This is a genomic window from Pseudomonas marginalis, from assembly GCF_900105325.1.
Classification (GTDB): Bacteria; Pseudomonadota; Gammaproteobacteria; order Pseudomonadales; family Pseudomonadaceae; genus Aquipseudomonas; species Aquipseudomonas marginalis.
In genome coordinates this window covers 802,259-823,536 of the sequence record NZ_FNSU01000003.1, presented here as the reverse complement: position 1 = coordinate 823,536, position 21,278 = coordinate 802,259, and the positions used below count along the sequence as shown (strand labels likewise).

General features: G+C 61.4%; 17 protein-coding genes and 5 pseudogenes. 10 read left to right on the top strand and 12 right to left on the bottom strand.

What is annotated here, in order from left to right; all coding sequences use genetic code 11:
* The first annotated feature begins 120 nt into the window (after nt 1-120).
* A complete protein-coding gene (locus tag BLW22_RS12890; RefSeq protein ID WP_074846652.1) occupies nt 121-702 on the top strand; it encodes a helix-turn-helix domain-containing protein in 582 nt (193 codons plus the stop codon).
* A gap of 275 nt (nt 703-977) precedes the next feature.
* Here the strand turns inward: BLW22_RS12890 and BLW22_RS12885 are convergent, their stop codons facing one another.
* Nucleotides 978-1,913, bottom strand: coding sequence for an AraC-like ligand-binding domain-containing protein (locus BLW22_RS12885; protein WP_065927700.1), 936 nt, complete (start codon nt 1,911-1,913; stop codon nt 978-980).
* A gap of 242 nt (nt 1,914-2,155) precedes the next feature.
* On the opposite strand from BLW22_RS12885, the gene oxdA reads away from it, so the two are divergent.
* The 9 genes and pseudogenes from oxdA (at nt 2,156) to BLW22_RS12845 (ending at nt 11,280) form a co-directional block, all read left to right on the top strand.
* Entirely contained in the window at nt 2,156-3,214 is a 1,059-nt protein-coding gene (gene oxdA / locus BLW22_RS12880; RefSeq protein WP_074846650.1) for an aliphatic aldoxime dehydratase, read from the top strand.
* A 277-nt stretch (nt 3,215-3,491) separates the two neighbouring features.
* Entirely contained in the window at nt 3,492-5,006 is a 1,515-nt protein-coding gene (locus BLW22_RS12875) for an amidase (protein ID WP_074846648.1), read from the top strand.
* Between the two features lie 84 nt (nt 5,007-5,090).
* Nucleotides 5,091-5,675 carry a nitrile hydratase subunit alpha gene (gene nthA / locus BLW22_RS12870; protein ID WP_074846646.1) on the top strand — a complete coding sequence of 195 codons (585 nt, stop codon included), beginning with the start codon at nt 5,091-5,093 and terminating at the stop codon, nt 5,673-5,675.
* Nucleotides 5,676-5,715: 40 nt separating this feature from the next.
* Entirely contained in the window at nt 5,716-6,378 is a 663-nt protein-coding gene (gene nthB / locus BLW22_RS12865; RefSeq protein ID WP_074846644.1) for a nitrile hydratase subunit beta, read from the top strand.
* Nucleotides 6,375-7,634 carry a GTP-binding protein gene (locus tag BLW22_RS12860; RefSeq protein WP_074846642.1) on the top strand — a complete coding sequence of 420 codons (1,260 nt, stop codon included), beginning with the start codon at nt 6,375-6,377 and terminating at the stop codon, nt 7,632-7,634. The genes nthB and BLW22_RS12860 overlap by 4 nt, the downstream gene beginning before the upstream one ends.
* A gap of 19 nt (nt 7,635-7,653) precedes the next feature.
* Nucleotides 7,654-8,652, top strand: a pseudogene (locus BLW22_RS35695) (PAS domain-containing protein); the annotation flags it as partial.
* Nucleotides 8,653-8,922, top strand: a pseudogene (locus BLW22_RS35960) (methyl-accepting chemotaxis protein); the annotation flags it as partial.
* Nucleotides 8,923-9,017: 95 nt separating this feature from the next.
* Complete coding sequence (locus BLW22_RS12850; RefSeq protein WP_065927707.1) at nt 9,018-10,658, top strand: AMP-binding protein; 1,641 nt, start codon at nt 9,018-9,020, stop codon at nt 10,656-10,658.
* A 58-nt stretch (nt 10,659-10,716) separates the two neighbouring features.
* Nucleotides 10,717-11,280: pseudogene (locus BLW22_RS12845) on the top strand (TetR/AcrR family transcriptional regulator).
* Between the two features lie 86 nt (nt 11,281-11,366).
* Here BLW22_RS12845 and BLW22_RS12840 read toward each other — a convergent pair.
* From BLW22_RS12840 to BLW22_RS35585, 11 genes and pseudogenes are all read right to left on the bottom strand, one after another.
* A complete protein-coding gene (locus BLW22_RS12840) occupies nt 11,367-12,437 on the bottom strand; it encodes a protein-glutamate methylesterase/protein-glutamine glutaminase (RefSeq protein WP_065948701.1) in 1,071 nt (356 codons plus the stop codon).
* Between the two features lie 32 nt (nt 12,438-12,469).
* Entirely contained in the window at nt 12,470-12,955 is a 486-nt protein-coding gene (locus BLW22_RS12835) for a chemotaxis protein CheD (RefSeq protein WP_065948700.1), read from the bottom strand.
* A complete protein-coding gene (locus tag BLW22_RS12830) occupies nt 12,948-13,751 on the bottom strand; it encodes a CheR family methyltransferase (RefSeq protein ID WP_027605691.1) in 804 nt (267 codons plus the stop codon). Before BLW22_RS12830 ends, BLW22_RS12835 begins: the two co-directional genes overlap by 8 nt.
* A gap of 20 nt (nt 13,752-13,771) precedes the next feature.
* Complete coding sequence (locus BLW22_RS12825; RefSeq protein WP_065927710.1) at nt 13,772-14,296, bottom strand: chemotaxis protein CheW; 525 nt, start codon at nt 14,294-14,296, stop codon at nt 13,772-13,774.
* Nucleotides 14,297-14,412: 116 nt separating this feature from the next.
* Nucleotides 14,413-14,925: a chemotaxis protein CheW gene (locus tag BLW22_RS12820; RefSeq protein ID WP_162844263.1), complete on the bottom strand. Its 513-nt coding sequence runs from the start codon at nt 14,923-14,925 to the stop codon at nt 14,413-14,415.
* A gap of 123 nt (nt 14,926-15,048) precedes the next feature.
* Nucleotides 15,049-15,765: pseudogene (locus tag BLW22_RS35330) on the bottom strand (methyl-accepting chemotaxis protein); the annotation flags it as partial.
* Nucleotides 15,766-15,828: 63 nt separating this feature from the next.
* Nucleotides 15,829-17,346: pseudogene (locus BLW22_RS35325) on the bottom strand (MCP four helix bundle domain-containing protein); the annotation flags it as partial.
* Nucleotides 17,347-17,369: 23 nt separating this feature from the next.
* Nucleotides 17,370-19,502, bottom strand: coding sequence for a chemotaxis protein CheA (locus BLW22_RS12810; protein ID WP_074846638.1), 2,133 nt, complete (start codon nt 19,500-19,502; stop codon nt 17,370-17,372).
* 4 nt (nt 19,503-19,506) lie between these two features.
* Entirely contained in the window at nt 19,507-19,824 is a 318-nt protein-coding gene (locus BLW22_RS12805; protein ID WP_065927713.1) for an STAS domain-containing protein, read from the bottom strand.
* Between the two features lie 33 nt (nt 19,825-19,857).
* Complete coding sequence (locus BLW22_RS12800) at nt 19,858-20,226, bottom strand: response regulator (protein ID WP_027605685.1); 369 nt, start codon at nt 20,224-20,226, stop codon at nt 19,858-19,860.
* A gap of 13 nt (nt 20,227-20,239) precedes the next feature.
* Nucleotides 20,240-21,271: a methyl-accepting chemotaxis protein gene (locus tag BLW22_RS35585; protein WP_256098235.1), complete on the bottom strand. Its 1,032-nt coding sequence runs from the start codon at nt 21,269-21,271 to the stop codon at nt 20,240-20,242.
* Nucleotides 21,272-21,278 lie beyond the last annotated feature (7 nt).

The window sequence follows — 21,278 nt, the reverse complement described above, 5'->3', positions numbered from 1 at the left end:
CCAAGCCACCGTTCGCGGGGAAATAGGCTGGCAAATACAACTTTATAATGAACGTATGGCCGATATACTGAACATGGTGCCCAAGAGCGTCAACCCATTTAAGGATGGTTTATAAAACAAATGACCGATATAACGAACAATCTGCCGGAAAATAATCTGAGTCGAATCGATCTGCTGGCGCTGTCAATCAAGCGCGAGCGCCTGGCCGCCGGGCTTTCCTTGACCGAGCTGGCGAAGCGCGCCGGGGTAGCGAAGTCGACCTTGTCTCAATTGGAGTCGGGTATCGGTAACCCCAGCATCGAAACCTTGTGGTCGCTGGCGATGGCCATGGGCTTGCAAGTCACCCGGTTCTTCGAACAACCCCGGCAGGCCCTGCGGGTGATTCGCGCCAACGAGGGCATGACCGCCTATGCCGAGACGGCCCATTACGCAGCGACCCTGCTTGCCGATTGCCCGGCCGGCGTACAGCGCGACATCTACCGACTCAAGGTGCAGCCCGGCGAAGTTCGTTTGTCTCAGCCTCACCCGCAGGGCACCGTAGAGCATGTGGTGCTGTGCAGTGGCAGTGCACGTATCGGCCCGGCGAGTGGCCCGGTGTTGCTCAACGCCGGCGACTACATCAGCTACCTGGCGAATGTGCCGCATGTGTTCGAGGCACTTGAGGCGGACACCACGGCGGTGATGGTGATCGAGCATTCCTGAGGTGGGAGCACCCTGACGCCTGTCAATCCGTAGCTGCCGAGCCCTGGCGAGGCGGCGTCGGCCGCGACTCGGGCTTGAATCGGCAGCGCGCCCGACGCAGCCTCGCTTGCGCTCGGCAGCTGCTACGGGGGGCCTTGATGGGGGTTGGATAAGACGGTATCTACGGGGGGCAAGTCCGTGAGGTGGGCAGGGGGATCGCTAGCAACTTAACCCTTTTATCTCGTCAATTTTATCGAGCAGGACGCTAATAACCCCCGCCTTTTTTTGGGGCCCCGTCAGTTGCGCGTCAAGAGCGTGTGCGGCGCAACCCCAAACGCCTTGCGAAAAGCATGACTGAAGTGGGAGAAATCGGAAAAACCGAAGTCCAGTGCGGCTTGGGAAACGCTGCGCACCTGGCCGCACTCGATAGCCGCGCGACTGGCATTCAGCCGTTCTTTCCAGATCTCCGCGACCGGGCTTTTCTGATGACGGGCGAATGCACGGGTCACCGTGCGGGTGGACACGTGGTGGGCTTGGGCGATCAGTTCGATCGACAGTTCTCGCTCGCTCAGGTGGTGCTGGATGTAGGTCATTATCCGCGCATAAAGATCCAGCTCCTGATGGGTCGTCTTCAGGTCCTGGAGTTCCAGGCTGATCACGAGCAGGTCGATTATCGTGTTGGAGTAACGATTGCAAATGCCTCCATCCTCCAGAAGCACGGGAGTGTTCGCCATCTGGCGCAGCATCTCGCGCAGCGGCACCACGCCAGGGCGGCGGTCATCCAGCACCATTGCGGTGCATTCCGCCACACGCGGCAACCGCTCAGTCAGCAACTGTCGAGGGATGCGCATCAAGTGGTTTTCGCTCCCCCCCAGGCTGAATCGGAACGGCCGGGTTGCGTCATAAAGGAACAAATTACCCGCACCCAGTGTGGCCTTGCGCCCCTCTTGCTCAAGTTCGCCATACCCATTGAGGGTGAAGCCCAGCCATAGGTCGTCTGCGGGGCCACTGCGTAAATGCCGCTCGGAACGGACCCAATGGTGCAGCGGGGACGACAGCCTGGAGACATCCAACGCCCCTACGCCGGAGACCTGGAGCGTTCCGTTGAAATCGCTCTGGGTCGAGGGTTTGCTGTCAGCCATAAGACAATGGCGACACACCACTTCTTTCCAGTAATCGAAGCGACGCGGTTGCGAAACGGCAAGGGTGGAATAGTGATTGTTCTGAGCCATGGCACTCACCTTAATGCAACGACTTGAAGCAGCGACACGCTGCCGGTCGATCTTGGAAAGCAAAATTCAGACCACGCCCAGCCCCCTTATATCGCTCCTGAGCCCTGGCATCGGGCATCTGTCTTTTCCAACCAAACGGTTGTCCTGGCGAACAAAGCGAGGCGGTTCGTACCTGCCTGACTATGACCTCACAGCCTGTCCAGCCCGCTACGCCTGAACCTGAAAAAAACAAGGAGCCGCCCATGGAATCTGCGATCGACAAACACCTTAGATGCCCACGGACGTTGTCCCGCCGGGTGCCCGAGGACTACCAGCCGCCCTTCCCTATGTGGGTCGGCCGCGCTGGCGAACAATTGAAGCAGGTAGCGATGGCTTACCTGGGCGTGCAGTTTCGCGGTGAGGCGCAGCGTGAGCGTGCCCTTAAGGCCATGCGCGACATCGTCGGCAGCTTCAGCCTGCCCGACGGCCCGCAGACCCACGACTTGACCCATCACACGGACAACAGTGGCTACGACAACCTGATGATCGTCGGCTACTGGAAGGATGCGGCGGCCTATTGCCGCTGGTTGCGATCACCGCCCGTCAATGACTGGTGGGCATCGCCGGATCGCCTGAACGACGGCCTGGGTTATTTTCGCGAAATCACCGCGCCGCGTGCCGAGCAGTTCGAAACCCTCTATGCGTTCCAGACGCAGTTGCCGGGGGTGGGCGCGATCATGGACACCACCAGCGGCGAGATCGAAGAGCACGGTTACTGGGGCTCGATGCGCGATCGTTTCCCGGCGTCCCAGACCGACTGGATGAGCCCCACGGGCGAACTGAAGGTGGTGCAGGGAGACCCGGCCAAAGGTGGCCGTGTCATCGTCATGGGCCATGACAACATCGCGCTGATTCGCTCCGGCCAGGATTGGGCTGACGCCGAGGCTGACGAGCGTTCACTGTACCTCGACGAAATCTTGCCGACATTGCAGGACGGCATGGATTTCCTGCGCGATAACGGAGCCCCCCTGGGCTGCTACAGCAATCGATTCGTGCGCAATATCGACCTCGACGGCAACTTCCTCGACATGAGCTACAACATCGGCCACTGGCGCTCGGTCGAGAAACTGGAACGCTGGGCGGAATCCCATCCCACCCACCTGCGCATCTTTGTCACCTTCTTCCGCGTGGCGGCCGGCCTGGTGAAGTTGCGGCTGTACCACGAAGTGTCGGTCTCGGACGCCAGGAGCCAGCTGTTCGAGTACATCAACTGCCACCCGCAGACCGGCATGTTGCGTGATGCAGGTGTCGCGCAAAGCTGACACCCGGCACCGCCCCATTCGGCCCGATTATTTTTTGGCCCTCATCTCTAGCGCATGGGGTCGGGGCCACTTTTTGACAGGCATCTGACCATGAAGTGGCACCGGGCTGAGCTGTCCTGTTCAGCCAAGCGAGTGTCCTGTTCAACCAAGCCGCAGTGGCAAAAGAGGCCTAATTTGTTCTCCATTACGACCCGGAACGATCCGACCCCGAAAGTGCTGGAAGTGTTTGAACAGCCTCAAGTCTTCCCGCCGATCATCGATGAAATCAAGGAAAATCATGGCCATTATTCGACCCACGCTTGATCAACTGCAGGACCTCGCCACCCAGTTGCACATGCAGCTGACACCTGAGCAGGCTGCGCAGTACCTGGACCTGATGCAACCGAGTTTCGATGCCTACGACCTGGTCGACGAGCTGCCTGATTTCGTTCCGCCCGTACGCTACGAACGCAGTTCGGGCTATCGGCCCTCGGACAAGGAAAACCCGTTGAACGCCTGGTACTACCGGGCTGAAGTGAACGGGGCCCGGGAGGGCCTGCTGGCCGGAAAAACCGTCGCGCTGAAAGACAACATCGCCCTGGCAGGCGTGCCGCTGATGAATGGCGCTGCGCCGCTGGCCGGTTTCGTACCGTCATTCGACGCCACCGTGGTCACGCGCCTGCTGGATGCCGGGGCAACGATCCTGGGCAAGGCCACCTGTGAGCATTACTGTTTGTCCGGCGGCAGTCACACCTCAGACCCTGCCCCCGTGCACAACCCCCATCGTCACGGTTACGCCGCCGGTGGATCTTCCTCGGGCAGTGCGGCGTTGGTCGCGGCCGGAGAGGTGGACATGGCCGTTGGCGGTGATCAAGGCGGGTCCATCCGAATCCCGTCGTCCTTCTGCGGCACCTACGGCATGAAGCCGACCCACGGCCTGGTGCCCTACTCCGGGGTCATGGCGATTGAAGCCACGATCGATCATGTCGGCCCCATTACCGCCAACGTGCGCGACAACGCGCTGATGCTGCAAGCCATGGCCGGCGCGGATGGGCTTGACCCGCGCCAGGCTGCGCCGCAAGTCGACGACTATCACAGCTACCTGTCGAGGGGCGTGCGCGGGCTCAAAATCGGTGTGTTGCAAGAGGGCTTCGCACTGGCCAACCAGGACCCTCGCGTCGCCGAGAAAGTGCGTGACGCCATCGCCCGTCTCGAGGCGTTGGGCGCACAGGTCGAGGCGGTGTCCGTTCCCGAGCACAACCTGGCGGGCTCGTTGTGGCACCCCATCGGCTGCGAAGGCTTGACCATGCAGATGATGCATGGCAACGGCGCGGGCTTTAACTGGAAAGGCCTCTACGATGTCGGCCTGCTGGACAAACAGGTCGGCTGGCGCGAGCAGGCCGACCAATTGTCCGCGTCGCTCAAGCTGTGCATGTTCGTCGGCCAATACGGGCTGAACCACTACAACGGACGTTATTACGCCAAGGCGCAAAACCTCGCGCGCTTCGCCCGGCAGGGCTATGACAAGGCGCTGCAGACCTACGACCTGCTGGTGATGCCGACCACGCCGATCATTGCCCAACCTCACCCACCGGCGGATTGCTCGATCACTGAGTACGTGGCGCGCGCGCTGGAAATGATCGGCAACACCGCGCCACAGGACATCACCGGGCATCCCGCCCTGTCGATTCCGTGCGGGCGGGTAGACGGCCTGCCCGTCGGGCTGATGCTGGTCGCCAAACACTATGCCGAAGGCACCCTTTACCAGGCTGCGGCGGCGTTTGAAGCATCCGTGGACTGGCGCACGCTCTGAGCCGTCTACGGGCGCCGCCGGCGCCCGTAGAACAATAAGAAATCCAATGACTTTACCACCGTGTTGACTGATAGGAGTGACCCCATGAATACAGCGACTTCAACGCCCGGCGAAAGAGCCTGGGCATTGTTTCAAGTCCTCAAGAGCAAGGAACTCATCCCGGAGGGCTATGTCGAGCAGCTCACGCAATTGATGGAGCACGGCTGGAGCCCCGAGAACGGCGCCCGTGTGGTGGCCAAGGCATGGGTCGATCCGCAGTTCCGGGCACTGTTGCTCAAGGACGGCACCGCGGCCTGCGCCCAGTTCGGCTACACCGGCCCCCAGGGCGAATACATCGTCGCCCTGGAGGATACGCCGACGCTGAAGAACGTGATCGTCTGCAGCCTGTGCTCCTGCACCAACTGGCCGGTCCTCGGCCTGCCGCCGGAGTGGTACAAGGGTTTCGAGTTCCGCGCACGCCTGGTCCGGGAGGGGCGCACGGTACTGCGCGAGCTGGGGACGGAGTTGCCCCGGGACATGGTGGTCAAGGTCTGGGATACCAGCGCCGAAAGCCGCTACCTGGTGCTGCCGGTCAGGCCGGAAGGCTCAGAACACATGAGCGAAGAGCAGCTTCAAGCGCTGGTGACCAAAGACGTGCTGATCGGCGTCGCCCTGCCCCGCGTGGGCTGAAAACAACACCTCATCATCGTTCACTCCCGGAGTTTTGATTATGGATGGCTTTCACGATCTCGGCGGTTTCCAAGGCTTTGGAAAAGTCCCTCACACCATCAACAGCCTGAGCTACAAACAGGTGTTCAAGCAGGACTGGGAGCATCTGGCCTACAGCTTGATGTTCATCGGTGCCGACCACTTGAAAAAGTTCAGCGTGGACGAAGTGCGTCACGCCGTCGAACGCCTGGATGTGCGCCAGCATGTCGGCACCCAGTACTACGAACGCTACGTCATCGCGACCGCCACCCTGCTGGTCGAAACCGGCGTGATCACCCAGGCGGAGCTTGATCAGGCCTTGGGCTCCCACTTCAAGCTGGCGAATCCCGCCCATGCCGAGGGCCGCCCGGCGATCACGGGGCGGCCGCCCTTCGAGGTGGGGGATCGGGTGGTGGTGCGAGACGAATATGTGGCTGGGCACATCCGCATGCCCGCCTACGTGCGCGGCAAGGAAGGCGTGGTCCTGCACCGCACGTCAGAGAAATGGCCGTTCCCCGACGCGATTGGGCATGGCGATGTAAGCGCCGCCCATCAACCCACCTACCACGTCGAGTTTTCCGTGAAAGACCTGTGGGGGGATGCGGCCGATGAGGGTTTTGTGGTGGTCGACCTGTTCGAAAGCTACCTGGACAAGGCCGCCGGCGCGCACGCGGTGAACCCATGACAGACGGCGCCCAGGCAAGCCGACTGCCGGTGACGGTCCTTTCGGGCTTCCTCGGCGCCGGCAAAACCACCCTGCTCAACCACATCCTGCGCAATCGCGAAGGCCTGCGCGTGGCCGTCATCGTCAATGACATGAGCGAAGTCAATATCGATGCCGAAGAGGTGCAGCGCGATGTCGCGCTGCACCGTGGTCGCGATGAGTTGATCGAGATGAGCAACGGTTGTATCTGCTGCACCCTGCGCGCCGATTTGCTCGAGCAGATCAGTATGCTCGCACGCCAACAGCGTTTCGATTACCTGCTGATTGAATCCACGGGGATCTCCGAGCCGATGCCGGTCGCGGAGACGTTCGCCTTCCTTGACGCTGATGGCTTCGGCCTCAGCGAACTGGCGCGCCTGGACACCTTGGTGACGGTGGTCGATGGCAGTCGCTTCCAGGAACTGCTCGAATCGCCGGACACCGTTGATCGCGACGACGCCACGCCAGACGCACCCAAGCGCCACCTGGCCGATCTGCTGATCGAACAGGTGGAGTACGCCAACGTCATTCTCGTCAACAAGCTGGACCTCATCGATGCCGCGCAGTACCAGGCCGTGCAGGCGATCCTCACAGGGCTTAACCCGACGGCGCGGATCATGCCGATGGCCCACGGTAACATCCCATCAGCCAGCCTCCTCGGCACCCATCTGTTTGATTTACCCAGCCTCGCGGCGTCGCCGGGCTGGATGCGGAAAATGGAAGCGACCGACGCGCCGTTGTCCGAATCGGACACCTATGGCGTGACGTCCTGGGTGTACCGTGAGCGCGCGCCTTTCCACCCGCAACGGTTGCTCGACTTTCTCCAGCAGCCCTGGTGCAACGGGCGGTTGCTGCGCAGCAAAGGTTACTTCTGGCTCGCCAGCCGCCACCTGGAAACCGGCCTGCTGGTGCAAAGCGGCAAGCGGTTCCAGTGGGACTATGTCGGGCGCTGGTGGAACTTCATCGAGCCGTCGCAATGGCCCCGGGACGAATACCGGCTGCGGGGCATCAGGGCCAAATGGGACAGCGTGGTCGGCGACTGCCGGCAGGAGTTGGTGTTTATCGGCCAGGGACTCGACACCGACGCGTTACAGCGCGAGCTCGACCACTGCCTGCTGAGCGCGCCGGAAATCGCCGCCGGCCCACTGGCCTGGCAAGCGCTGCCAGGGGCGACAGCCTTTGACCAACAGGCCCTTGTCCGCATACCCACACAGCCCATGGCGATTGACCCCATTTGATCCGAGATAGAGGTGCCCCATGCTCTTTTTCAGCCGAACCAGCCGCTGGGTATTGGCTCCGCTTGCCGACAGACTGGATGAGCCTGACCAGGCGAGTACACCGCTGTCGTCGAGCAACCCGTTATTGCGTCGCATCCTGGCGGGCGTAGAGACATTGCTGCAAGAGCGGCGAGCCCTAAAAGCACAGACACACGCGCTGGCATTGGAAGCCACCCAACTGGCCGAGCACCTGGCCCGCCGCGACGCGCTTTTACAGGAGCAGGAGGCGCGCTGGGCACTTATCGCTCAAGGCGCAGGTGACCTGTTTTGGGAACTGCAACCGGCAGGTGTTGCTGCACCCGCACCGGAGTGGGCCATGAGGTGGACAGGGTCCGCGTCGATCCCGACCCAAGGTATTGATCAACTTGGCCGCTGGAACGAGCACCTGCACGCGACGGACCGGCAACGCCTTCTCGACGCGCTGGCCCGGCACCTGAGTGATCGCAGCGGGCGAACGCCCTTTGCGCTGGACGTACGCATGGCCCTTGCATCAGACGGTGACTATCGTTGGCGCAGGATCAGCGGTGTGGCGCGCCGGGATGCGCAAGGCGTACCGGTCGCCATCGGCGGAAGCCTGCGTGACATTCATGAACAGCGCCTGCACGAAGAGTCACTCGAACTGGCGGCCACACGCTTCGAGATTTCCCGTGAAATGCTCCATGACGGGCTCTGGGACATAGAGGTGGTGGCGGGTGATCCGGCGAACCCGAACAACACCATCTGGTGGTCTTCGCAAATGCGGCGACTGCTGGGGTACACCACGGTTGAGGAATTTCCCAACACATTGGAAAGCTGGACCTCACGCTTGCATCCAGACGACAGCGCACGGGCAATCGCGGCGTTTGTCGCCCACGTCGAAGACCGCAGCGGAAAAACACCCTTTGATGTCGATTATCGGCTCAAGCACAGCAGTGGCAATTACCGCTGGTTTCGCGGCCGTGGGCAAACGCGACGCGCAGAGGACGGTTCCCCGCAAAGAGTGGTGGGCGCCATCACCGATATCCATGCCCACCATGAAGAAAACAGCATGCGTGAGGCTCAGGAACACCAGCACCGAGTAATGCAGGAGACCCTGCGCAAGCTGACGCACATTGTCGCCACCATCCAGGGCATCGCCAGCCAGACTAACCTGTTGGCCTTGAACGCCGCCATTGAAGCCGCCCGCGCTGGCGAAGCCGGACGCGGGTTCGCGGTGGTCGCCGATGAAGTTCGCAAGCTGGCGACCCGCACCAGCCAGGCGACCCAGCAAGCGGCCGACATGATGGACAGCTAGCGCCACGGGCCGAGTCGTGAGCAGCGCAACTATTGGCCGTACAAACCCAACAATAAGAACCAGGTGTCGTTATGCGTGATTATCAAGCTGTGGCCACATCCTTCAATTACCAGCAGACCGCCGAACTGGCTTTGCAAGGCGACCTGACTGCCCTGAACGCCTGCGTCGAATGCTGCGACCGGCACGCCCACGACGACGCCGTGGCGTTGTATTGCGAAGCGCAGGATGGCAGCGCCGCCCAATACACATTCAGCCAATTGCAGGCCAGCGCCGCCCGCTTCGGCCATTTTTTGCGCGAGCAAGGGGTAAAACCGGGCGACCGCGTTGCCGGCCTGATGCCGCGCACGGTTGAACTGCTGATTGCCATCTTGGGGACCTGGCGGGTGGGCGCGGTCTATCAACCGCTCTTCACCGCATTCGGTCCCAAGGCGATCGAGCAACGATTGGGCTGCTCCAACGCGCGCTGGATCGTGACGGATGCGCAGAACCGTCCCAAGCTGGATGAGATCGGCAACTGCCCAAGCGTGATCGTAACCGGCGAGGGCCCGCAGAACCCCGGCGACTACCCGTTCTGGAGCATCCTGGACGGCCAAGACGTCGAGTGCGAACCGGTACTGCTGGACGCCAGCGCGCCATTCCTGCTGATGTGCACATCGGGTACCACGGGGCCGGCCAAGCCTCTGGAAGTGCCGTTGCGCGCCATTCTCGCCTTCAAGGGTTATATGCGCGACTCCATTGGCCTGCAGCAGGACGACCGGTTCTGGAACCTGGCCGATCCCGGCTGGGCCTATGGCCTGTATTACGCGGTGACCGGCCCGCTGGCCTGTGGTCATGCCACGCTGTTCTACAACGGCCCTTTCACGGTGGAAAGTACCTGCCGAGTCATTGCCAAGTACGCCATCAGCAATCTGGCCGGCTCCCCAACGGCCTATCGCCTGCTGATCGCCGAGGGGGCAGCGTTCGCCGACGCCGTGCGCGGTCGCCTGCGTGCCGTCAGCAGTGCCGGCGAGCCGCTCAACCCACACGTGATCCGCTGGTTTGCCGAGCAGCTCGGCGTGACCATTCACGATCATTACGGTCAGACGGAAATCGGCATGGTGTTGTGCAATCACCATGGTTTGCGTCACCCGGTCCGTGAGGGCTCGGCGGGTTATGCGGTGCCCGGCTACCGCATCGTCGTGCTGGACGAGGCGCATCGGGAATTGCCAGCGGGTCAGCCGGGCGTCCTGGCGGTGGATCGCGAGCGCTCGCCCCTGTGCTGGTTCGATGGCTACCTGGGTATGCCCACCCGGGCCTTTGTGGGGCGCTATTACCTGAGCGGCGACAGTGTGGAGCTGAATGACGACGGCAGTATCAGCTTCGTCGGCCGCAATGATGATGTGATCACGACGTCCGGCTACCGCGTCGGGCCGTTCGACGTCGAGAGCGCGCTGATCGAACACCCCGCGGTGATCGAAGCGGCGGTGATCGGCAAACCTGACCCGCAACGCACCGAGCTGATCAAAGCCTTTGTCGTGCTCGACAGCCAGTACCAGCCCAGCGCCGAGCTGGCCGAAGTACTGCGCCTGCATGTACGGCAGCGCCTGGCTGCCCATGCCTATCCCCGGGAAGTGGAGTTCGTCGAGCAACTCCCCAAGACCCCCAGCGGCAAGTTGCAGCGCTTTATCCTGCGCAATCAGGAAATTGCCCGGCAGCAGGCGCCCGGGACATGAACGCGTGGCCGGTGTGCCGGAGCGCCAGGCGTGTGCGCAATCCGAGGCACGGCGTGTGCTGAACCGATCAGACTTCCAGCGCAAAGCCTCGGAGTTATTCAAGGAGCGCAGTTTCAACCAGGTCAGCATGCGTGAACTCGCCGCGCATGTCGGTATAAGCCCGGGGGCGATCTATCACCATGTGGAAAGCAAAGAGGCGCTGCTTTACGAACTGCTGATGGAGCTGTATCAAACCCTGTTGTCCCAGGTGCACGGCATCAAGAATCGCGGATTGGCACCCGATCAACGCCTGGCCCAACTGATCGACTGTCACCTTCAATTGCATGAACACATGACCGGACACTTCAAGCTGGCGGTCATGGACGCCAATTGCCTGGGCGACTCGATGCAGGCAAGCGTCCAGCAACTGCGGCGTGCCTATGAGTCGGAAATAATGGATCTGATCGGCCAGGCAGGCCATCCACCGGGCGGGCCGTTGCGCGAGGGTGCGCTCACGGCCATTTTGCCCATGCTGAACAGTCTACCCACCTGGTTAAGCCCGATGCTCGATAACGCTTAACGTCGAACCATTACGAAGACCATTGCCTGTGCGGTGTTACAGGCTATTGATTCCCTGCCCTGAGCCCACCATGCCCCATACTGAAACGCCAGCCGGGCCCGGAACGGATTGCCGGAACGCCTCATCAATCAGCACAGAACCCCGAACCGTCAGCGGCGCTGATGCATGGAGTGCAGAATCGCCGCCGATATCTGCTCAAGGGGCAACTCACGCTCCACGGCCCCCAGTTTGAACGCCTCCTTGGGCATGCCATACACCACGCAGGACTCTTCGTCCTGGCCCAGGGTGCGGGCGCCGTTGTCGTGCATTTCCTTCAGGCCCCGGGCGCCGTCGTCGCCCATCCCCGTCATGATGATCCCCAGCGCGTTACTCCCGGCACTGCGGGCCACCGAACGAAACAGTACATCAACGGAAGGTCGATGCCGGCTGACCGGAGGTCCGTCGACAATTTCCACCTGGTATTGGGCACCGCTGCGCTTGAGCACCATGTGCCGACCACCAGGGGCAATCAGCGCACAACCGGGGATAACCCGATCACCATTCTTCGCCTCCCTGACCTCGATCTCGCACAATCGATTGAGGCGCTCGGCAAACGCGGCGGTGAAGTGTTCGGGCATGTGCTGCACGATGACGATGCCCGGGCAGACCCTGGGCAAGGCGGTCAATACCAATTCCAGGGCTTGGGTGCCGCCCGTGGACGTACCAATGGCGACAATGTTCTCGGTGGTGCGCGCCATTGCCTGGGCGCCCGCCGGCAATATGACGTCAGCCGTCAGCCTGGCGGGAGCGCGCTCGCTGGAAGGCACCATGCGTTTCATATTGGCCCGCGCGGCGGCCTTGACGGCCCCCGCCAATTCATCGGCACTGTCGGTCAGAAACTGGCGCAGGTTGAGTTGTGGCTTGGTCACAATGCTGACCGCGCCGGCCGCCAGCGCCTGCATGGTGGTGGCCGCACCCTTTTCGGTCAGCGTGGAGCAGATGACCACGGGCGTGGGATGTTCGGCCATCAACTTCTTGAGGAACGTGATGCCATCCATCCGTGGCATCTCCACGTCCAACACAATCACATCCGGCCATTGCTTGTTCATTTTGTCCATGGCGAACACCGGGTCTGCCGCCGCGCCGATAACCTCGATAGCGGGGTCTTGCCCCAGGGTCGCCGTCAGCACCTGACGCACCACGGCGGAATCATCAATGATCAGCACTTTGATAAGGCTCATGTCGCACGCTCTCCATGAGGGCTGCTGGGGGTTCACTTCAAGGCCAGGTAGTTGAGTTCGATTTCGCCGTTGGCCAGATCGAACACAATTGTCCGATAACCCACGCCTTCCACATGGAAGTGTTGACACCGCAACTGATGCAGGTCGAGCAGGCGCATGGCCTGTTCGACATTGCGCTGGCCGACGTAATCATTGTCCGAGCGCACAAGCCCGGGAAACATGTTCCCACCGCCGAATACGCTGATCCTGAACTCCGTCGGCAGGGCCTTGATCGACTGTATTCGAGCGAGCAACAGTTCAAAGGCTTCGTTGCCGTAGCGACCATCCAGGACGCCCTGTTTGGTCACGGCGCGCTGTGGCAGCAGGTAGTGACACATGCCCCCCAGCAAGCGCCGGGGATGCCAGAACACTAATGCAACACACGATCCCAGCACCGTACGCAGGCGAATCGCACCCGAGCCGAAAAACCAATCGCCGGGATTCAGAAACACCTCGTTGGGCGGTCGACTGTCAGGCATGCGGCCTCCGGTAGATGGAAGGCTTGACCAGCCGCAGCTGATCGGTGATGCCGTTGAGGCTCTCCGAATGGCTGACCAGAAAGTACCCGCCCGGCTTGAGGTGGCTGACCAGGCGCTTGACCACCTGCACTTTGGTGTCGTTGTCAAAATAGATCATCACATTGCGCAGGAAGATCACATCGAACATCCCCAGTTTCGGCAGCGGGTTATTCAGATTGATCGACTGGAAATCGATCTTCGCCGCCAGCGCCGGGTCGACCATGAAACAACCGTGGTTGGCGCCCACGCCCTTGAGGCAATACTTGTTCAACAGCGCCTCGGGGATGCCGCGTATGCCGTCGAGGGGATAACGCCCAAGGCGGGCTTTTTCCAATACCCGGCTGCTGATGTCCGACGCGACAATCTCCCAGGGCCGGCCGGCGAGGTTGTCTGCCAACACCATTGCCAGGGTGTAGGGTTCTTCGCCGGTCGAGCAGGCGCCACTCCATATGCGCAACGGCCCGCTGCCGCGCAGCTCGGGCAACGCGACATCGCGCAGGAAGTCAAAATGCTTGGGCTCACGAAAAAAGTAGGTTTCGTTGGTGGTCAGCATGTCCACCGCGACCTGCAACTCCACGCTGTCCTTCATCAACACCTTGTAGTACGCACCGTAGGTATTGAGCTTGAACACTTGCAGCCGCTTGGCCAGGCGAGCGCTCACCAACTGTTTCTTGGCGTCGGACAGGCTGATGCCGGCGATTTGATAAATGAGGTCACGAAACTGCACGAACTCGGCGTCAGAGAGGATCACGTTCATCAGGACATTCCCCAGCCTGTTCAGGCGATCGAAGGTAGCGAAGACTCAAGGTTGGCCAGCGCATCGACCTGTTCCAGGGACAACACGCGACCGATGTCCAGCAACAGCACGAAACCGCTCTCCAGTTTGCCGATGCCCAGTAAAAAGTCGGCCCTGACATCGGTGCCGAAATTCAACGAGGGTTCGATGTCCTGGTCGGCGATTTCCAGGACCTCGCTGACCGCATCGACAATGATGCCCACCGGCTTGCGCTGGGCATTGGCCTGTACCTCAAGGATCACAAAGCAGGTCCTTGGAGTCTGCACCGTGCGTTCGCCACGGAAGCGCACCCCCAGGTCGAGCACGGGCACCGCCGCGCCGCGCAGGTTAATCACCCCGCGTATGCTGGGAGGCAGCAACGGCACGCTGGTGATCGGCCCGTATTCGATGATTTCCCGAACGTTGAGCGTGCCCACGGCGAACATCTCCTCCCCCAGCACAAAGGTAAGGTACTGGCTCGGGCTCGAGACGCTGGCATTGCCTGGACTGTCGATGGGTGGGGCCATGATTCACCTCGGTTCAAATACGTTTTCGTCTTCATCAGGGGCGCTTCGCACCCCGGCGCGGGACAAGCCCGCTCACCACAACAGCCCTATCCGCCGGGGGTTCAGCGTTGAGATACCTATACAGAGATCAGGCCGGCTATCTCATCGACACACAGCACATGCTCGATCTGCAGGAGCGTGACGAACTCGCCTCGCACCTTGGTCATCCCCCCGATGAAGTCGGTGCGAATGTGATTGCCGAACGCCGGAGCGGGCTTGATATCGATCTCGAGTATCTCGATCACTTCGCTGACCGAGTCCACCACCACCCCCAAGACCTGGGATTCGCCCTCCTTCGCCGCCTCAAGGATGACGATGCAGGTGCGACTGCCCAGTACCGTCGTGCCCTTGCCGAAACGCGCCTTGAGGTCCACGACCGGCACTACCGAGCCGCGCAGGTTGATAACCCCCCGCAGGAATTCCGGCATCATCGGTACGCTGGTCACCTGGTTGTATTCGATGATTTCACGAACGCTCAGGGTATTGACCGCGTACATCTCCTCGGCCGCCAGGAAGGTCAGGTACTGCAAGGGTTCATCCACTGGCGACACAGGTTCGACAGCGCCCTGCATGACCGCTGAGGTGCCCATGGGTCAACTCCCGAAGCGGACGAAACCGCCGTCCGAGGAGCGACTGTCCAGGTCCTGGGTGGACATGGCTCGGCTGATCTGGGGCATCGAGACATTGCGCCCGGCACGTTTGCTTTGCACGGTGAAAAACCCCATGAGTTCCTGCAACTGCTCGGCCTGGCCACTCATTTCCTCGGCCGTCGCCGCCAGTTCCTCGGAGGCCGACGCGTTTTGCTGGGTCAGTTGGCTCATCTGCGACATCGCGCTGTTGATTTGTTCGGAACCGATGGATTGTTCTTCCGAGGCAGCCGCAATTTCCTGCACCAGGTCGGAGGTCTTGGCAATCGACGGCACAATCTCGTCCAGCAGGTTGCCCGCCCGTTCGGCCAGGGCCACGCTGTTCTTGGCCACTTCACTGATTTCCTGTGCGGCAATCTGGCTGCGTTCCGCCAGTTTGCGCACTTCGGCCGCGACCACCGCAAAGCCTTTGCCGTGCTCGCCGGCCCGTGCCGCTTCGATCGCCGCGTTGAGCGCCAGCAAGTTGGTCTGGTAGGCAATGGAATCGACGATGCCGATTTTTTCGGCGATGGTTTTCATCGCCGCCACGGTGTCCTTCACGGCTCGACCGCCTTCCGACGCTTCCTTGTTGGCTTTGCCCGCCATGCCGTCGGTGACCTTGGCATTTTCGGTGTTCTGGGAAATGGACGCTGACATTTGCTCCATCGACGCCGAGGTCTGTTCGACCGATGCCGCCTGCTCGGAAGCCGACTGGGCCATGCTTTGGGCGGTGGCGGAGATCTCTTCCGAAGCGCTCGACAGCGAGTCCGCCGAGCCGCGCACTTCGCCGATGATTTCCGAGAGTTTTTCCACGGTGCCATTGACCGAGTGCTTCAGCTCCAGGAACTTGCCCTGGTAGTCGCCGGTAATGCTGCGGGTCAGGTCGCCGGCGGCCATCGCCGACAGCACCTCCATGGCCTCGGTGATCGGTACGATGATCGCGTCCAGAGAACCGTTGATACCGAGGATGATGCGGCGGAAATCGCCCTGGTGCCGGGCGGCGTCAGGGCGGGTGTCCAGCTTGCCGATCAGCGCACTGTCGCTGATCTCGCTGGTATCTTCCACAAGGGCCAGGATATTGGCGCGCAGTTGCTCGACGTTTTCATTGATGAAGGCTTTCTTGCCGGGGAAACGCTCCAGAGGCGCGGACAAATCCCCTTCGCCGAACGCGCGAATACAGGCCATGGCCTTTTTCTTCACGTTGATATGGCCGTTGACCATGTCATTGATGCCCTGGCCGATATCCCGGTACGAACCCGAGAAGCCCTGGACGTCAATCATCACGTCAATGTCACCTTTTTCATGCTCGCTGGACATGTGCTGCATTTGATTGATCAGCGCCAGGATGTTGGTGCGCAACAGCTCAATGTTGTCGTTGATAAAGGCTTTTTTGCCGGGGAATTGTTCCAGGGGCGCAGACAGATCACCGTTACCGAAGGCGCGTATGCAGGCCATGGCTTTTTTCTTCACCGCGATGTGGCCGTTGACCATATCGTTGATGCCCTGGGCCATGGAGCGGTAACTGCCATGAAAACGGCCGGCATCGATCTGTGCATCGATCTCGCCCTTGTCGTGTTCACTGGACATACGGTCCATCTCCACGATCAATTCATGCAGGTTCGCGCCCAACTGCTGCATGCTCGCCATCAGGCTGGTGGTGTCTCCCGCCTTGAGCGTTGCCTTGGCATTCAACTCGCCAGCCGATAGACGTGCCGCATAGGCTTGCACCACGGTAGGTTCCGCCCCGAGCCGGCGCATCAGATTGCGCCCCAGCAAGACACCGATCAGCAGGGTAGCCACCAGGGTCAGGCCGCTCACCAGCAGGATGAGGGTGCGTGCGTTCTTCTCGGTGGTGGTGGCAAGCACCTGGCCCTTGCGCCCCAGTTCCAGGTTGTATTCACGCAGCTCGCCGATCGCCGTGAGCACGGCGGTCTGCAGGGGCTGGCTCGTCTCGATCAATGCACGGGCCGAGGCCTGGTCACCGTCATCGATGAGCTTGTCGAAGTGCGTCTGCAACGCCGCAAACTCAGCCAAGTGGCCGCGCAGTTGTTTCAACAACGCCGTATCGTGCTCGTCGGAGGTCAACTCGGCCTGATAGCGATCCAGGGCTTTGCCTACGGCACTGAAATCCTGCGCCACGCTGGCCGCGTAAGCCGGCACGCTGGTTTTGTCGGTCTCGTTCAAGCGTTGCCATTGCAAGGCGTGCAGGTCGGTGAAGGCCGCGGCGGCGCGGTCGATCTCCAGCAGGCTGGGCACCGTGTTGACGTTGGCATAGCTGGCGCTCGTATTGATTTCACCGGCCAGGTACAGGCTGGTGCCACCCAACACGCAGACACCCAGCATGGCTGTGAAAACCAGCAACATGATATTTCTAATAACAGTCATGGCGAGGCACTCCTGATGACGCTTCAATGAGTCGATAAAGGGCTTGGGATCGAACGATGTGGGGTTTCCTTGGCAACCTGTCCTAGCAAATTCGGGATATCCAGGATCAGCGCAACGGCTCCACTTCCGAGGATGGTGAACCCGCCCAGCCCATGGGCATCACCAAACACTTTGCCCAGTGGCTTGATCACGGTTTGGAACTCCCCCTGCAGGCGATCGACCACCAGGCCGGCACGCAAGCCTGCGTATTGCACGACGACCACGTTTTCCCGGTTGCCTCCAGGCTCTTGCACATCAAACATGTCGCGTAGCCGCAGGATTGGCAGCACCTCGCCCCGCAGGTCCAGGTAGCCGGTTTCGGTGCTCCGCTGAGGGGCCAGCTCGATACACTCCTCCACCATGTTCAGCGGAATCACGTAAGAAGCCTTGCCCACCCCGATCAGGAAACCGTCAATGATCGCCAGCGTCAGCGGCAGGCGGATGCGCACCGTGGTGCCCTGCCCGACTTCGCTCTCGAGGCTGACGCTGCCGCGTAACGCCGTGATATTGCGCTTCACGACGTCCATGCCTACGCCACGCCCGGACAGGTTGCTGACCTGGTCGGCGGTGGAGAATCCCGGCTCGAAAATCAGATTCAGAATGTCTTTGTCCGACGGCTGCTGGCCCTCTCCCACCAAACCACGCTCACGGGCCTTGGCCAGGATCTTGTCCTTGGCCAGGCCACCGCCGTCGTCGGACACCTCGATCACGATGCTGCCGGATTCGTGATAGGCATTCAGGCGTACCGTGCCCTGGGCCGGCTTGCCCCGCTGGAGGCGCGTCGACGCAGGCTCGATGCCGTGGTCCATGGCATTGCGCACCAAATGGGTCAGCGGGTCGCCAATGCGTTCGACGACGGTCTTGTCCAGCTCGGTCTCACCGCCGCCGATGTGCAGCACGATGTCCTTGCCCAACTCTTTTGAGACGTCCCGCACCACCCGCTGGAACCGCGTGAAGGTTGCGCCGATCTGCACCATGCGCAGGGTCAGCGCCGAGTCGCGTACTTCCTCGACCAGCCGCGATAACAGGCTGGTGGCTTCGATCATCTCGCCAATCCCACTGCGTACCGCCACCAGGTTGGCGCCGGCACCGGCAATGATCAGCTCGCCGACCAGGTTGATCAGTTGGTCCAGCTTGGCGGCATCGACCCGAATCAGGTTGCCTTCGTTACTCGCCGCGCTTTTGCCGGCCTTGACCGGCGGCGTTGTCGAATCCTGGACATCAGGCTCGCTGCGCGTTTCGACCGGTGCCTGCTCGGCGTCCTGGGTCACGAGCAAGGCCTGGGCCTCGGTCAGTGTGCCGCAACGCACCAGCAGCTCGATCAGCGCGGCGTTGTCTTCCGGCAACTCGTCGAGATGGGTCCGACACGCCTGCACCGTGGCATTCGGCGCAAGGATGCGAACCAGCGCGTCCTCGCGGACAAAATCAAAGGCGCCGTCGATGACCTCCAGGGACGCGTCGCTGGCCAGTGCGAGTTCAAACCCGAGGTAGTTGGTTTCCGGGTCCATGGCGGTCATGGGCGGCAACCCATCGAACAAGGTAACGGTGTGCAGCAAACGCCCCAGCGTGCTCAGATAGCGCAGGAACGCCAAGGGGTCCATGCCATTGCGCAACACATCCGGGCCAAAGCGCAGCGACAAATGCCAATGGCCGGGACTGGCGCCTGGCTCATCCGCCGGCGCCGGCGCTTGAAGGGTAGGCGCCGGGGTCGAGACCGCCGCGTCCAGATACAGCGACAGCCGCTCAATGATAGATTGACCCTGAGCCCGCACCGGTTCGTCCAGGCGATCCAGGTTGCCGTCCTCGGCCAGCAGGTCGATCAATTGGCCGATATGGTCACGGGCGTCGAGGAACAACGCACTCAACGCCTCGTCGACGCGCACTTCCAGGCTGCGCACCCGGTCCAGCACGCTTTCGGCGACATGGGTGAACTCAACGATCGGCATCAAGCCAAACAGGCCGGCCGACCCCTTGATGGTGTGGGCCACGCGGAACAGGCCGTTGATGGTGTCCAGGTCCTGGGGCGACTTCTCGATCTGCAGCAGCGCATCTTCCATTTGCAACAGAAGCTCGCGACTTTCGGCAATGAACGTCTGCAGCACGTCATCCATGTTCATACGCTTACGCTCCGACCGACTGGGTGAAACTCGCATTGGTGAAGTAGTCGTCAAGGCCGCTGAGGCGAAAGGCTTCGCTCACCGTCGAACTGGGGTTGCTCAGCAACAGCTGGGTGCCCTCCTTGAGAGACTCGCGCTTGATGAGGATCAACAGCTGCAAACCGGCACTGTCGAGTTCATCGACACTGGACAGGTCCAACTCGACTTCATGGGCCAGGGGAAACAACGACAACAGCACGTCCTTTTGCTCGGCAGCCGTGTAGATCGTCAAGGGGCCCTCCATGACCTGGATTCGACGTAGCATCGGGACGGAGCTTTTCATGCAAACCTCCTGGCCAGCGGTCGCTGGTCATCGCTATGGCAGGATCAACTTGGAGACGGCAGTCAGCATTTGCGCAGGCTGGAAGGGCTTGACCATCCAGGCCTTGGCACCGGAAGCCTGGCCTTGCTGCTTCATCGCATCGCTGGCTTCGGTGGTCAGCATGATGACCGGCGTAAACTTGTAGGCCGGCAACAGCTTGGCGGCCTTGACGAAACTGAGGCCATCCATGTTGGGCATGTTCACGTCGCTGACAATCAGGTGGATTTTGCGGCCGTCCAGTTTGCTCAGGGCGTCTTTGCCATCACAGCCTTCGATCACGTCGTAACCGGCGCCTTTGAGGGTGATGCTCACCACCTGGCGGATGGAGGCCGAGTCGTCGACGATCAGAATGGTTTTGCTCATCGGAAAAACTCCTCTAGAAAAACGTGATTTCGTTGGCAGCGGCCTGGGCAGGCGCTTTACCGCCATGAATGGCGTGCTGCTCCGGCATGGTGTAGGCCGTTGACAGCTCCTGCAGCCAACGGTCACTGCTCATTGGCGCCAGGGACTGTCCGCTGAGGCTCGACTCATGACGTTCGTCCAACTGCTGCTGCAACTTGTCGAGGTCGCGGGTAATCAAGGTCAACATCTGGCTGACGCGGTCCTGGAACTGCAGGGCAACCAGCACCTGGGCAATCTCGTCGGCGACGTTGGCGCTCTGCTGCTGCAGGTCATGGCTGTTGCGCACAATGGTCTGGGCGGTTGCGCGAAAATGTTCGATAACCTCCGACACCACGCGCTCCGAATCGGCGAGGGTCAGGGTGTCTTGTTCGGCGTGGTGGCGGGACATCTGCACCGTACGGGCGATGGCGGCGTTGACGGTGATCACGGTTTCGCTGATCTTGCGCCCGGTCTCGCCGGACATGCTCGACAACTTGCGCACTTCATCGGCGACCACCGCAAACCCTCGCCCCGCCTCCCCGGCTCGCGCAGCTTCGATAGCCGCGTTGAGGGCAAGCAGGTTGGTTTGACTGGCGATGTCGCCGACAAACTTGGCCATCTGCTGAAGCTGCTCGGTGAAGCCCGAGAGCTGCATGACTTCCTTGAGCTCATTCTCCTTATTGGTGAGCGCGGCGCGCAGGGCCACGACGATGGAGTTGAGGTCGGCCTGGCCCACCTCCAGCAAGTCGACCAATTGTTGCGAAGCGTCCTGGCCGCCATTGCTGGAGACGCTGTGGCTGATGTTGGATGACAGCGCGCCAAAACGCTCGCTGAGGCTGAGAATCGAGGTTTCACTGATCGAACGCGCCGCTTCTATCTGCCGCGACCAGATCGGCAGCACGCTGACGCACACCTGTGCCAGGCCGTTATCGACGGCCAGCGTCGGAGCAATGGATGCCGGTTGATCGAGCTGCTGTTGCAGGCCACGCCACTGCGCCCGGCACCTGCTGTTTGCCCACAGGCCCATGCCGATA